The following is a 13,924-nucleotide window of genomic DNA, read 5'->3' on the forward strand; positions in this document are numbered from 1 at the left end:
CCGCTGTCATTATTGGTATTCGCAAGGGTGGCCGGGATTCGGCCGGCCGCGGATGCGGTTGCGGGGGAGATGGTCCGGTGGAGATTGCGCGACTGCTTCATACGTTCGGCGGTCCGTTGCTCGCCCTGTTCGGCGGAATTGGCGCGCGGTCGATGGGGACGCTCGTGACCGGCATGGGCAGCGGCGTCCGGACCGTGGATTTCGCCGGGTCGCCCCGCCCCTGCAAGCCCTACCGGCCGGACCCGGGCCGGATCGTCTCGGGCGATCCGGCTCAGACGGTGAGCGTCGCCTACCAGAGCGACGACGGTCTCTTCTCGGCCGGAACCTGGACCTGCCAGCCGGGCAAATGGCACATCGAGTTCGCCCAGAACGAGTTCGTGCACATCCTCGAAGGGGTGGTGGTGGTCACGGACGGGGACGGGCTCGCCAAGACCTACCGGGCGGGGGACGCCTTCGTCTCTCCCGCCGGTTTCTCCGGCACCTGGGACGTCAGGGAGCCGGTGCGCAAGTACTTCACACTCGGTGGTCCGCCGGGTTAAGCAGCACCCCTAACGACGCATGCCCGCCGGGACGACCCGGCCGCGCCAGGGCTGTTTTTCCGGGACGACCCGGAGAACAGCCTTGAGGAGACGGGCATGACCGACACAGCCAGCATCATCGCCGAGAACCGGCGCCGCTACGAGGAACTGAAGGCGCAAGGGCAGGGGCATGCCCCGCGCACCCTGCCGCCGCCCTCCGCGCGGGACTTGCCCCTCGACGAGGCGGCGATCCTCCACACCGAGACCATTCCCGGCGGCTGGTATCGCACCTTCGAGCTCAATGCCGGCGAAGCCCTGCGGATCGGCCTCGAACATGGCCCGTCGAGCGTCGCCCTCGTCGCCTGGAACGCCGCCGAGACCTCGGAACGCCTGAACTACGCCGACACCGTGAAGGTGCAGTGGACCGCCGCCCTCCAGCGCGGCCGGGTGCTGTTCTCCGACATGGGCCGGGTGATGCTCTCGCTGATCGAGGATTCCTGCGGCGCGCACGACGCGCTCGTCGGTGGTTCCAACGCCGCCTCCAATGCTGCGCGCTACGCGGGCGGCCCCCATCGCAACACCCGCGACAACCTCGTCCTCGCAGCCCTCAAGGCCGGGCTCGACCGGCGCGACATCCCCGCCTGCATCACGCTGTTCGCCCCCGTCTCCGTGGGCGCGGAGGGGCGCTTCGCCTGGAACGAGGCCGGCCGCCGCGCGGGCGACTTCGTCGATCTGCGCGCCGAGCTCGACCTCCTCGTCACCCTCTCGAACTGCCCCCACCCCCTCGACCCGAACCCGGATTACGCGCCCAACCCCGTGGTGGTCACCCGCTTCCGGGCGCCCGTCCCGGCGGTGGACGATCTCTGCCGCAACGCCACGATCGAGGCCGTGCGCGGCTTCGAGAACAACGCCGCCATCGGCTTCTGACGGGAGGACGCACCATGACCGACGACACCACGCTTCTCCTCGACGAGGTCGTGCCCGCCCAGGCGCCCTGGTCCGGCCTCGTGCGCAAGGGCCAGATTCTGCGCATCACCGATACCGACGGCTGCCAGGCGGTGGACACCCTGTTCTACCGCGCCGGCGACATGGGCGAGCGCTATTCCTCGCAGGACACCCTGCGCGTCCAGGGCTCGGCCTATGTGACGACGGGCACGCGCCTCGTCTCCAACGAGGGCCGGGTGATGGCCACCGTCACCGCCGATTCCTGCGGCCGGCACGATACCTCGGCCGGGGCCTGCTCCTGCGAGGCGAACACCGTCCGCTTCGGCCACGCCACCCGCTATCTCCATGCCTGCCGCGAGAATTTCGCCCTGGAAGTCGCCAAATACGGCCTCTCGAAGCGCGACATCCCGCCCAACATCAACTTCTTCATGAACGTGCCCATCGAGCAGAACGGCGAGCTCGCCATCGTCGACGGCGTCTCCGCTCCCGGCGACTACGTCGAGGTCACGGCGGAGATGGACGTGATCTGCGTGATCTCGAACTGCCCGCAGATCAACAACCCCTGCAACGGCTTCAACCCGACGCCGATCCACGTCTCCATTCGGGACGCGCGCTGATGTTCGGCAAGATCCTCATCGCCAATCGCGGCGAGATCGCCCGGCGGATCGCCCGCACCTGCCGGCGCATGGGTGTCGCGTCCGTGGCCGTCTACTCGGATGCCGACCGGTTCACCCGCGGCGTGCTGGAGGCGGACGAAGCCGTCCGCCTCGGCCCCGCGCCGGCCGCCGAGAGCTACCTGAACGTCGAGGCCGTGATCGCCGCCTGCAAGGCGACGGGGGCGCAGGCCGTCCATCCCGGCTACGGCTTCCTGTCGGAGAACGTGGCCTTCGCCGAGCGTCTGGCGGCCGACGGCATCGTCTTCATCGGCCCGAAACCCGAGCACCTGCGCGCCTTCGGCCTCAAGCACACCGCCCGCGACCTCGCGCGGGCCAGCGGCGTGCCCCTCCTGCCCGGCACCGGCCTGCTGCCGGATCTCGACGCCGCGATCGCAGCCGCCGAGACCATCGGCTACCCGGTGATGCTCAAGAGCACCGCCGGCGGCGGCGGCATCGGCATGCGCCTCTGCGCCTCGGCCGACGAGCTCCGCGAGCACTATACCAGCGTGGAGCGCACGGCCCGCGCCAGCTTCGGCGATGCCCGCGTCTATCTCGAACGCTTCGTCGGCGAGGCGCGCCATGTGGAGGTGCAGATCTTCGGCGACGGCGCGGGCCGCGTGGTGGCGCTGGGCGAGCGCGACTGCTCGCTCCAGCGCCGCAACCAGAAGGTCATCGAGGAAACGCCGGCGCCGGGCCTGTCGGACGCCGTGCGCGAACGCCTCCACGCGGCCTCGGTGGCCCTGGGGACGAGCGTCGCCTACGCCTCGGCGGGGACGGTGGAGTATATCTACGATCCCGTCCGCGAGGATTTCTCCTTCCTCGAAGTGAACACCCGGCTCCAGGTCGAGCATCCGGTCACCGAGGCGGTGTTCGGCATCGATCTCGTCGAATGGATGATCCGCCAGGCGGCGGGCGAGGACGTGATCGCTGCCGCCGGCCCCCTGGTCCCGCAGGGTGCCGCCATGGAAGCGCGGCTCTATGCCGAGATCCCCCACGCCAACTTTGCCCCGAGCGCCGGCCTCCTCACCGAGGTGCGGTTCCCCGCCGAGGCCCGGATCGACGGCTGGATCGAGACCGGCACCGAGGTCACCACCAACTACGACCCGATGCTCGCCAAGATCATCGTGACCGGGCAGGACCGCCCGGCGGCGCTCGCCGCCTTGCGCCAGGCCCTCGACGACAGCGCGGTCTCGGGGATCGAGACCAATCTCGATTATCTGCGCGCCATCGCCGGTTCCGAGCTCTTCGCCTCGGGCCGGGTCGCGACCACGGCGTTGCGCGACTTTCCCTATGCGCCGCGCAGCATCGAGGTGCTGGTCCCCGGCGCGCAATCGAGCCTGCAGGAACTGCCCGGCCGCATCGGGCTCTGGCATGTGGGCGTGCCGCCGAGCGGGCCGATGGATGCGCGCTCGTTCCGCGACGCCAACGCCCTCGTGGGCAACCCGCCCGACACCTGCGCCCTCGAACTCACCGTGTCCGGGCCGACCCTGCGCTTCCATGCCGCCGCCACCGTGGCGCTCGCCGGGGCCGCGATGACCACGCGCCTCGACGGGGTCGAGCAGCCTCACGGGAAGGCTTTCGCGGTCGAGCCCGGCCAGACCCTGAGCGTCGGCGCCATCGCCGGCCCCGGCCAGCGCAGTTACCTCGCCCTGCGCGGCGGTTTCGCCGCGCCGGTCGTCCTCGGCTCGCGGGCGACCTTCGCGCTCGGCGCCTTTGGCGGCCACGCCACCGGCGTGCTCAAGGCCGGCGACGTCCTCCACCTCGGCGATGCGCCCGAGGTCGAAGCCTCGATGCCCGAGCCCGCGCCGCTGACCCATGCCTGGGAGATCGGCGTGGTCTACGGGCCGCACGGCGCGCCGGACTTCTTCCGGGACGAGGACATTTCGGACCTGTTCTCAGCCTCTTACGAGGTTCACTTCAACTCGGCCCGCACCGGCGTGCGCCTCGTCGGCCCGACCCCGCTCTGGGCACGCAGCGACGGCGGCGAGGCGGGGCTGCACCCGTCGAACCTCCACGACAACGCCTACGCCATCGGCTCCATCGACTTCACCGGCGACATGCCGATCCTCCTGGGGCCGGACGGCCCGAGTCTCGGCGGCTTCGTCTGCCCGGCGGTGATCGCCCGCGACGAGCAGTGGAAGATGGGGCAATTGCGGCCGGGGGATACGGTGCGGTTCAGGGCGGTGGCGCGGGTGGGGGACGATTCCTTCGTCCTGTCCCAACCACATCCTCATCCTGAGGCGCCGGAGCGTAGCGGAGGCCTCGAAGGAGGGCTCCAGAGAACGCCGCGCCCCCTGGAGGCCTCCTTCGAGGCCGCTTGCGCGGCACCTCAGGATGAGGTCGTTGGATTGGGGGGAGGGAAAGATCGCGCCGGCTCGCCTATCCTCGCCACCGACTCCTCCGGCCCCGTGCCGGTGGTCTACCGCCGCCAGGGCGACGACAACCTGCTGGTCGAATACGGGCCGATGGCCCTCGATATCGGCATCCGTCTGCGGGTCCACCTCCTGGCAGAGGCGGTGGCCGAGGCGCGGTTGCCCGGTCTCATCGACCTGACGCCCGGCATCCGCTCGCTCCAGATCCATTACGACGGCACCACGCTGCCGCGATCCCGTCTCCTCGGGCAGTTGCGCGAGATCGAGGCCGCCCTGCCCGCCGTCGAGGACGTCACGGTGCCGAGCCGCGTGGTCCATCTGCCCCTGTCCTGGAACGACCCCCAGGCCGAACTCGCCATGCGCAAGTACCAGGAGCTTGTGCGCCCCAACGCGCCCTGGTGCCCGTCGAACATCGAGTTCATCCGCCGCATCAACGGCTTGGAGTCGGAAGCTGACGTAAAACGCATCATCTTCGATGCGAGCTATCTCGTGATGGGGCTGGGCGACGTCTATCTCGGCGCGCCGGTGGCGACGCCGGTGGACCCGCGCCACCGCCTCGTCACCACCAAGTACAACCCCGCCCGCACCTGGACGCCGGAGAACGCGGTGGGCATCGGCGGCGCTTATATGTGCATCTACGGCATGGAGGGGCCGGGCGGGTACCAGCTCTTCGGCCGCACCATCCAGATCTGGAACACCTGGCGGATGACGAAGGAATTCGTCCCCGGCCATCCCTGGCTGCTGCGCCCGTTCGACCGCATCCGCTTCTTCCCCGTGAGCCACGACGAGCTGACGGAGGCGCGCGCCGCCTTCCCGCACGGGGCCTACCCGCTGAGGATCGAGGAGGGCACGTTCTCCTATGCCGAGCACCGGGCCGAGCTCGCCCGCAACGCCGTCGAGATCACGGCCGCGAAACTGCGCCAGCAGACCGCCTTCGAGGCCGAGCGGCAGCGCTGGCAGGATGAGGGGCTCGACAGTTTCGTCGCCGACGAGGGCGCGCCCGTGGGCGAGGAGGATGCGGTGCCGGCCGGCCATGTGGGCGTGCCGACCACCGTGCCGGGCAATGTCTGGAAGGTGCTGGTCGAGGAAGGCCAGAGCGTCGCGGCCGGCGAGACGGTGGCGATCCTCGAATCGATGAAGATGGAGATCGCCGTGTCCGCCCCGGTGGCGGGAATCGTGCGTGAGGTCCGGGTGAAGCCGGGCCGCACCCTGCGCGGCGGCGATCTCGTCGCCATCCTCGAAGAGATCTGAGCAGGTGAGAGAGCCGACCGACATGCTGCCGACCATCCTCGACCTGTCGACCCTGCGCGCCCTTTACGCGTCGGGCCGTGCCACCCCCGTCACCGTCGCTGAGGCCGTCGCCGAAAGGATGGAGGCGTCGACGGACCCCGCCATCTTCATCACCGCCCTCGACCGGGAAGCGTTGGTGAACGCGGCGCGGGATCTGATGGCGCGCTACCCCGAGCCGAACTCCCTGCCGCTCTGGGGCGTGCCCTTCGCGGTGAAGGACAATATCGACGTCGCCGGCCTGCCGACGACGGCGGCCTGCCCGGCCTTCGCCTACGATGCGAAAGCCGATGCCGAGGTGGTGGCGCGCCTGAAGGCGGCGGGTGCGTTCTGCACGGGCAAGACCAATCTCGACCAGTTCGCCACCGGCCTCAACGGCACCCGCTCGCCCTACGGCGCGCCGCGCAGCGTGTTCAGTGCCGCCCATGTCTCGGGCGGGTCGAGCTCCGGCTCGGCGGTCGCCGTGGCGGCGGGGCTCGCGAGCTTTTCGCTGGGCACCGACACGGCCGGCTCCGGCCGCGTGCCGGCGATGTTCAACAACCTCGTGGGGATCAAGCCGACGCCGGGCCTGTTCAGCACGACGGGCCTCGTCCCCGCTTGCCGCAGCCTCGACTGCATCAGCATCTTCGCGGCGACGGTCGGCGACGGTCTCGCGATCCGCCGCATCGCGGAAGGTTACGATGCCGCCGATCCGTTCTCGCGGCGGGCGGTGCCGCATTCCCTCCCTGCCCAGGGCCTGCGCTTCGGCGTCCCGACCCCGGCCGAGCGCGAGTTCTACGGCGATGCCGAGCGCGAGGCGCTCTACGATGCGGCCATCGCCCGCCTCGAAGCGCTGGGCGCCGTGGCGGTGCCGTTCGATTACGCGCCGTTCCGCGAGATCGCGACCCTGCTCTATAACGGGCCGTGGGTCGCCGAGCGCCTGGCCGCCATCGCCGGGTTCTTCGCCGGGAATGCCGACGCCCTCGACCCGAGCGTGAGGAGCATCGTCGAGTCCGCCAAGGGCTACAGCGCCGTCGATGCGTTCGAGGGCCGCTACGCGTTCGAGGCCCTGCGACGGCGCACCGAGGCGACCTGGGCGGAGGTCGACATCCTGCTCCTGCCGACCTCGCCCACCACCTACACGGTGGAAGAGATGCTGGCCGACCCGATCCGCCTCAACAGCCATTTCGGGCATTACACCAACTTCGCCAACCTTCTCGGCCTCGCCGCGATCGCGGTGCCCGGAGGCTTCGGCGCCGATGGATTGCCCGGCGGCGTGACGCTCGTCGGCCCCGGCTTCAGCGACGAGGCTTTGGGCCACTGGGCCGACGCGCTCCACCGCGCGGCGGCGTGCGGAATGGGCATCGCGCGCGACGCGGTTCTGCCCGAGGCCAGCCGGGTGCCGGCCCCGGAGGCGGACGAGATCGCCATCGCGGTGGTGGGCGCCCATCTCACGGGCCTGCCCCTCAACCACCAGCTCATCGATCTCGGCGGCAGGAAGGTGCGGGCGGCGCGGACCTCGGGCGCGTACCGCCTCTACGCCCTGCCCGGCACCCGGCCGGCCAAGCCCGGCCTGGTCCACGAGCCGGGCTTTGCCGGCGGCGGGCTGGAGGTCGAGATCTGGGCTCTGCCCCCGGCGGGCTTCGGCCGCTTCACCGCCGCGATCCCCGCCCCCCTCGGCATCGGCAAGCTCACCCTGGAGGACGGCTCGGACGTCTCCGGATTCCTGTGCGAGTCCCATGCGGTGGCGGGCGCCGAGGACATCACAGTCCACGGCGGCTGGCGCGCCTACCTCGCCTCCCGCTGACGCGGCCCGTCAGGGCGCGGGCTGCGATCCGGTCTCCGGCGAAGCGGGAATCCCGCCCGCCGGCGACCACAGCCTTTCGCAGAAGAAGCGCTCGCGCAGGAGCATCACCAGAGCCGCGCGCTTGTGCGGGAAATCGAAGGTCTTGATCCGCGCGAAGCCCGACCGTTCCAGGTTGCGCAATTGCTGGACATGGTCGGCCTTGGGCTCGCCGACGATCCGCTCCGTGCGCGGGTCGTCGAGGAAGAGCGCGTGCATCAGCGAGGGCAGCCAGGCCGAGATGTAGGCCTTGCCGCGAAACCGGCTCTCGCCGATCAGGACATGCCAGCCGCGATCGTAATCCTGCACGTCGTAGAACGGGGCGAGGCGGTTCTCCTTGGCCCAGTAGATCTCGAAATAGCCGAACGGCTCGCCGCCGATCGTCCCGATCAACGGGACCATGTGCGGATCGGCGATGAGGCCGGCGAGATAGGCCTCGTGCTTGTCGCGCGCGCCGGCCTCGCCCCAGGCGGCATCGACCACCGGATCGTTGAACCAGCGATGCAGGCTATCGACGTCGTCGATCGTGGCGGCGCGGAACGCCACGGCCTGGCCGAGCCAGGGGATGAAGCGGGAATAGATCACGCCCTTGGGCTTCGGCGGCCGCTGCGGATGGCGCTTGCCGGCGCTCATCACCGGCCGCGCCGGAAAATCGCGCGCGGCCAGGTTGGCGAGCCAGGGCTCGGGGCGCTGCCACAGCATCGTCGGATCGACGCCGAGGCCGTCTCCCTCCCGCACGGCGAGGCCGCGTTCCATCAGCGGATCGGCGAGGCCGGCGAAGCTCGCGGGATCGAGCCCGATCCACCCGGCCTCGGGATGGGTCGCCGAGACCATCTCGAAGGCTGCCGTGACACCGGCGAGGACGTCTCGCGGGTCGGGTCTCACCGGCTCCTCGATGGAGAGATGCGGGCCGGCTCCCCCCTGGAGGCGCAGGCGGAGACCGACCCGGCCTTCCGCCACGACGCTGAGCCGGTCGCCGTCGCGATAGACTTCGAGGGGACGGCCCATCGCCTCGCCGCATCGAAAGGGTGCTGTCGTCCGGAGCATCGCGTCTCGTCGTTGGCTGGAACAGGCATCCGCGAAGCGGGACGCCCTTTTGGGAGAGGACGACCGGCGGCGCGGTAAATTTAGTGGCGTGCACGAAACTCCCGCCGATCGCCCGCGGCCCGGCCGGACGACCCGGCACCTGCCGGTCCACGTCCTCACCTCACACGACCTATCTAACGCTCTGCGGGTAAGATATTCTCGATACAACCGATCACGATCCGAAGATGTCGCCGCTCATGCAATGGACGATCCGCGGCCATGCAAAGCCGCGATTCGGGCGGGTGCGGTGTCTTGCGGCAGCATAAGTCCTTCCCAGTGAGCCTAAATCTCCACCAAACCGTGATTATCGACTATCCGATACGAGTTTAGAAGACTTCTAATTCAAATATTTTCTGACAAAAGCGCCCTTGTAAGTCTGTGAAATTTCCCACTTTAGCCTCGTTATCTGAGGTGGGGGTGGCACTTGCCCGGCTGTTTGGCGCGGCGGGGTGGCTTCGCCCGGTTTCGTCCTGGCCTGCACATTCGAAGAAGGTCGTCCATGGGACAACGTCATACGCACGAGACGCGCCGCGACATCGACGCTCCGCTCCTGGCCGTTCTCGTCGCCGAACAATCGGGCCTGGTCGCCTACGCGACGCAGATCCTGCACGATCGCTCGGCGGCCGAGGACGTGGTGCAGGAGGTGGTGCTCAAGCTTTGCGAGGAGCCGGCCGCCGACCTGCGGCAGGGCCGCCGCATCGAGGCGCCGGTGCCTTACCTGCGGCGGATGGTGCGGAACGCCGCCATCGACTGGGCGCGCCGGACCTTGCGCGAGCGCTGCCGCTTCGTGCCGGACGAACTGGCCGAGGCCGTCGCCGCTCCCTGCGCCTGCCCTCAGGATCGTCTCGAACAATGCCAGGCCCTGAAGGCCGCCCTGGCCGCACTGGAGACGACGTCGGAGCGCACCCGCCGGGTCTTCCTCGCCCACAGGATCGACGGCGTGCCGCAGACCGTCCTCGCCCGCGAGAACGGCGTCTCCCCGACGCTGGTGAATTTCATGATCCGCGACGGCACTGCCCTGTGCCGATCCGCGGCGTCCTGAGCAGGTCTCGCACCGGTACGGGCCACCGCCATCCGGCAGGGGACGCTTTCAGGGAAAGGAGGGTCGGATGGCGCTCGAAGCGACGTCCGATGGCGCTCGAAAGCACCGTCTCGTGGCGGTGGCGATGACGCGCGCCACGATCGTCACAAGATCGTTGTTCACCAGGGACTTGAAAGAAACCTGGTGGAGCTGAGCGGGATCGAACCGCTGACCTCCGCAGTGCGATTGCGGCGCTCTCCCATCTGAGCTACAGCCCCGTTCCGAGGTGCCGGCCTTGTAGGCGCGCGTACCTCGACCTGTCAATTCCGGAATTCCCGACGTTAGACCCGAGCCTGACAAGGCGGGGCGAACGAGGACATCAGACCGCGCATGTATGCTCTTCTCTGGCTCTTCGACACCGTCGTGCAGCTCTTCATCTATGTGCTCATCGCCAGCGCCGTGCTGAGCTGGCTCGTGGCCTTCAACGTGGTCAACGTGCGCAACCCGATCGTCTCCCAGATCGGTGAGGTGCTGTATCGGCTGACCGAGCCGGTCCTTCGCCCGATCCGCAGCATCCTGCCCAATCTGGGCGGCATCGACCTGTCGCCGATCGTCCTCGTGCTCCTGCTGCTCTTCGTGAGCCGCCTCCTGCACGAGGTCATTCCGCCCCAGACCGTCGTCTATGGCGGCTGAGGCCGCGCCGCGCTGAAGGCACAAGAAACACTCCGAGGGACGACCAAGAGATGAAGACCAATCCCGGCCGATTCTTCGAGGATTACCGCCTCGGCGAGACCATCCGCCATGCCACGCCGCGCACGGTGACGAGCGGTGACGTCGCGCTCTATACCTCGCTCTACGGGCCACGCTTCGCGGTGCAGTCCTCGGATGCTTTCGCCAAGGCGATCGGCTACCCGCAGAGCCCGCTCGACGACCTCCTCACCTTCCACGTCGTGTTCGGCAAGACGGTGCCGGACATCTCCTTGAACGCACTCGCCAATCTCGGCTACGCCGAGGGCGGCTTCCGCCGGCCGGTCTATCCCGGCGAGACCCTGTCCACGGTCTCCGAGGTGATCGGCCTCAAGGAAAGCTCGAACCGCCAGACCGGCGTGGTCTACGTCCGCTCCACCGGGTCCGACGCCAACGGCGAGACGGTTCTGAGCTATTGCCGCTGGGTGCTGGTCAAGAAGCGCGATCCGGAAGCGAAGATCGAGCAGGAGCACGTCCCGACCTTCGCCAAGGTTGTCGACCCGGCCGATCTCGCCGGCGCCCTGCCGCCGCTGAACGTCGGCGCCTACGATCTCGACCTTGCCGGCTCTCCGCACCGGTTCGGCGACTACGTGGTCGGCGAGAAGATCGACCATGTCGATGGCATGACCGTCGAGGAGGCCGAGCACCAGATCGCCACGCGCCTCTACCAGAACACCGCCAAGGTGCATTTCGACGGCTTCGCCGCCAAGGATACCCGGTTCGGCCGTCGCCTGATCTATGGCGGCGTGGTGATCTCGCTGGCCCGCGCGCTGAGCTTCAACGGCCTCGGCAACGCCTTCGCGCTGGCCGGCATCAATGCCGGTCGCCACGTGGCGCCGCTCTTTGCCGGTGATACGGTCTATGCCTGGAGTGAAGTGCTTGAAGCCGCAGAGCTTCCCGGCCGTTCCGATATCGGCGCCCTGCGCCTGCGTACCGTGGCTACCAAGAACCAGCCCTGCGGCGCCCATCCGGACAAGACCGGCGACGGCTACGACCCCGCCGTGATCCTGGACTTGGATTACTGGGCCTTCATGCCGCGCTGACGCCCGCTCTCAGCTCCCGGCGAACAGGCCCATCACGGCTTGCCGCAGCGGGTTCTCGGGGTTCGACAGCAACCGGATCGCCATCGCGCAGGCGATGGTGACCAGCAGCGGCCGGATCAGCTTCGCACCGAGGCGGATCGCCAGGATCGAGCCGATCTGGGCCCCGATGAAGGCTCCGAAGGCCATGGCGATGCCGATGGTCCAGACCACATGGCCCGAGGCCGCGAACAGGGCGAGGCTGCCGAGGTTGCTGGCGGCATTGGCGAGCTTGGTATGGGCGGTGGCGCGCACCACGCCGAGGCCGAGGAGCGTCACGAACCCGATCATGTAGAACGCGCCGGCGCCCGGGCCGAACACACCGTCGTAGAAGCCGACGGCGGGCGCCCAAGTGAGCGCGAACAGGCCGGGCCGCATCCGCGCCGCCGCGTCCTCGCTGCTCATCCGCCGGGCGAAAGCGAAATAGAACGCGATCCCGATCAGCAGCACAGGAACGGCCGCGTCGAGGACCGGTCGCGGCAGTAGGCTGACGCAAAGCGCACCGCCGATCGAGGCAAGACCGGCGGCGAGCGCGATCTTCCAGGCCGCCGGCCAATGGATGTGGCCCCGCCGCGCGAAAGCGATGGTCGATGAGACCGCGCCGGCGCTGCCCTGAAGCTTGTTGGTGGCGATGGCGCTCACCGGATCGAGTCCGGAGAGGAGCAGGGCCGGCACCGTGATGAGGCCGCCGCCGCCCGCGATGGCATCGACACACCCGGCCGCCACGGCCACCGCGAACAGGCCCGCGACGAGGCTGATGTCGACACCCAAGATCATTCCGCTCTCTCCTCCGTCCGGTCGCGACCGACCGAATGCCGGCTGGAGGCGGATGGGTCTTTTAGTTGCGCACGATCACCTTCGTGCCGACCTTCACCCGGTCGTAGAGGTCGACTACATCCTTGTTGGTCATGCGGATACAGCCCGACGAGACGGCGGCGCCCATGGTCTCCGGCTCGTTGGAGCCGTGGATACGGTAGAGCGAGGAGCCGAGATACATCGCCCGTGCGCCAAGGGGGTTGTCCTGGCCGCCGGCCATGAAGCGAGGCAGGTCGGGCCGCCGCGCCAGCATCTGCGCCGGAGGGCGCCAAGCCGGCCATTCCTTCTTCATCGTCACCGACTTCTGGCCGGACCAGGAGAAGCCCTGACGGCCCACGCCGACCCCGTAGCGCACAGCCTGGCCACCGCCGAGCACATAGTAGAGCCGCCGCTGACTCGTCGAAACCACGATGGTGCCGGGCTGCTCCGCCCCCTTCCACGCAACCGTCTCGCGCGGGATCGCCTGCTCCTTGAAAATGTTCATGAAGTCGGCGATCGGCCCGCTGTCGAACGGGTTGCCGGCGCTGGCGCCGCCGCACGTGGCGAAGCCCATGCCCATCGCGAGAATTGTGGCGGCGAAAAGGGAGCGCGTGCCCATTGTAATCGTCTCCGTCCGGACCTGGACAGGCGGCGCGTTGCACCCCGTCTCCCATTCCGGCGAGGTCCAGCCTCGATGAGCCGGACTTCAGATGATCGGGCCGGCAGACTTGGCCGGATGGTTAAGGACGGTCAACCCGCTGCGATGCGAACGGAATATGCTGTGGGATTGGAGCAACGGCTGTGATTCGAACTGCCATTCGACTGTTTGACAGAATGTCGCAGGTTATTGCGTTGCGGGAACTTCCGCACCACCCTCAGTTTCGTGACCTCATCGCCGACCAGTTCCGCCGCTGCCCCTCTGGAGGCAGGATGCTTCGCTTCGACCGCCCCGCAAGGGCGGGCGGTCGTCCGTCTGCGCTCGGCGCTGTCGACCATGCTGGTGTTGCTCTCCCTGCTCGTGATGGTGCTGTCGAGCCTCCCGCAAGGGTTGTGGGCCGGTGGCGTCGGGGCGCCGGTCTCGAGCCAGTGGCCCGATGGTTTCACGAGCCAGGGCGAAGCGCCTTCGACCGGTTCCGCATCGCATCTGGAGATCGACGACGCTGTGACGCCGTCCTCCCTGTCTGGATCGCGGCTCCTCGGTGAAGCCTTGGAGCCGGCCTTGCGAGGCCGTTCCGCCCTGTCGCTCGGGATCAGCGCGGATGCACCGCTCTACCGCCCTCCCAGGACTACGGCGTGAGAGCTTGGCCGCGGCGTTTTGACCACCCGGCCGCGTAGATCGTCCTTTTACCGGCTCGCGTCGCGCGATCGCCAAGATTGTGAACGATTTCTGAAGCCGTGATGTGTGTGGTCGGCCCCTAGTCGGCCGACGCATGCCCAATGACGCCATGGCCGCCTCGCGTGGCCCAGCGATTGCCACGGTGCCGAAGTCGCTTCGCGGATCTTCGCCCGGGACTTGAGTGTCAGAGCTGCCAATCCGCCGGGCGGGTTGCGATCGACCGCGTATCGCACAGGAGCGAAATCATCGTGACGTCTACT

Annotated in this window: 13 protein-coding genes and 1 tRNA gene; 10 read left to right on the plus strand and 4 right to left on the minus strand. The window is 68.8% G+C overall.

All coding sequences use genetic code 11. The annotated features are described in order from the left end of the window. Positions 1-77 precede the first annotated feature (77 nt). The 5 genes from ASF34_RS00415 (at position 78) to atzF (ending at position 7,564) form a co-directional block, all read left to right on the plus strand. Positions 78-539, plus strand: a complete 462-nt coding sequence (locus ASF34_RS00415) for a cupin domain-containing protein (RefSeq protein WP_238254073.1) — start codon at positions 78-80, stop codon at positions 537-539. Between the two features lie 96 nt (positions 540-635). Then, positions 636-1,445 (plus strand): urea amidolyase associated protein UAAP1, encoded by an 810-nt coding sequence (locus ASF34_RS00420; RefSeq protein WP_056157526.1) that lies wholly within the window; start codon positions 636-638, stop codon positions 1,443-1,445. A gap of 14 nt (positions 1,446-1,459) precedes the next feature. After that, on the plus strand, positions 1,460-2,080 hold the full coding sequence (locus tag ASF34_RS00425) for an urea amidolyase associated protein UAAP2 (RefSeq protein ID WP_056157529.1): 621 nt from the start codon (positions 1,460-1,462) through the stop codon (positions 2,078-2,080). Then, positions 2,080-5,742, plus strand: a complete 3,663-nt coding sequence (gene uca, locus ASF34_RS00430; protein ID WP_056157532.1) for an urea carboxylase — start codon at positions 2,080-2,082, stop codon at positions 5,740-5,742. The genes ASF34_RS00425 and uca overlap by 1 nt, the downstream gene beginning before the upstream one ends. 22 nt (positions 5,743-5,764) lie before the next feature. Then, positions 5,765-7,564 carry an allophanate hydrolase gene (gene atzF / locus ASF34_RS00435; protein WP_056157535.1) on the plus strand — a complete coding sequence of 600 codons (1,800 nt, stop codon included), beginning with the start codon at positions 5,765-5,767 and terminating at the stop codon, positions 7,562-7,564. Positions 7,565-7,573: 9 nt separating this feature from the next. Here atzF and ASF34_RS00440 read toward each other — a convergent pair whose 3' ends face one another. Beyond that, a complete protein-coding gene (locus ASF34_RS00440; RefSeq protein WP_056157539.1) occupies positions 7,574-8,608 on the minus strand; it encodes a GNAT family N-acetyltransferase in 1,035 nt (344 codons plus the stop codon). Positions 8,609-9,185: 577 nt separating this feature from the next. Here ASF34_RS00440 and ASF34_RS00445 point away from each other — a divergent pair. Next, on the plus strand, positions 9,186-9,728 hold the full coding sequence (locus tag ASF34_RS00445) for a sigma-70 family RNA polymerase sigma factor (RefSeq protein WP_018043062.1): 543 nt from the start codon (positions 9,186-9,188) through the stop codon (positions 9,726-9,728). Positions 9,729-9,795: 67 nt separating this feature from the next. Continuing rightward, positions 9,796-9,921 carry a hypothetical protein gene (locus ASF34_RS23560; protein WP_274533734.1) on the plus strand — a complete coding sequence of 42 codons (126 nt, stop codon included), beginning with the start codon at positions 9,796-9,798 and terminating at the stop codon, positions 9,919-9,921. Here the strand turns inward: ASF34_RS23560 and ASF34_RS00450 are convergent. After that, positions 9,910-9,985 (minus strand) — tRNA-Ala (locus ASF34_RS00450). The two genes, ASF34_RS23560 and ASF34_RS00450, sit on opposite strands and share 12 nt — an antisense overlap. Before the next feature lie 112 nt (positions 9,986-10,097). Here ASF34_RS00450 and ASF34_RS00455 point away from each other — a divergent pair. Next, positions 10,098-10,400 carry a YggT family protein gene (locus ASF34_RS00455; RefSeq protein WP_018043061.1) on the plus strand — a complete coding sequence of 101 codons (303 nt, stop codon included), beginning with the start codon at positions 10,098-10,100 and terminating at the stop codon, positions 10,398-10,400. 50 nt (positions 10,401-10,450) lie between these two features. Beyond that, on the plus strand, positions 10,451-11,497 hold the full coding sequence (locus ASF34_RS00460) for a MaoC family dehydratase (protein WP_056141443.1): 1,047 nt from the start codon (positions 10,451-10,453) through the stop codon (positions 11,495-11,497). A gap of 9 nt (positions 11,498-11,506) precedes the next feature. On the opposite strand, the gene ASF34_RS00465 is transcribed toward ASF34_RS00460, so the two are convergent. After that, a complete protein-coding gene (locus tag ASF34_RS00465) occupies positions 11,507-12,310 on the minus strand; it encodes a TSUP family transporter (RefSeq protein WP_422395380.1) in 804 nt (267 codons plus the stop codon). 61 nt (positions 12,311-12,371) lie between these two features. After that, on the minus strand, positions 12,372-12,908 hold the full coding sequence (locus ASF34_RS00470; RefSeq protein ID WP_056158834.1) for a L,D-transpeptidase: 537 nt from the start codon (positions 12,906-12,908) through the stop codon (positions 12,372-12,374). A gap of 414 nt (positions 12,909-13,322) precedes the next feature. Here ASF34_RS00470 and ASF34_RS00475 point away from each other — a divergent pair, with 414 nt between their 5' ends. Then, positions 13,323-13,625, plus strand: a complete 303-nt coding sequence (locus tag ASF34_RS00475; RefSeq protein WP_056141439.1) for a hypothetical protein — start codon at positions 13,323-13,325, stop codon at positions 13,623-13,625. The last annotated feature ends 299 nt before the right edge of the window (positions 13,626-13,924 follow it).

This window comes from Methylobacterium sp. Leaf106, assembly GCF_001422895.1.
GTDB lineage: Bacteria > Pseudomonadota > Alphaproteobacteria > Rhizobiales > Beijerinckiaceae > Methylobacterium > Methylobacterium bullatum.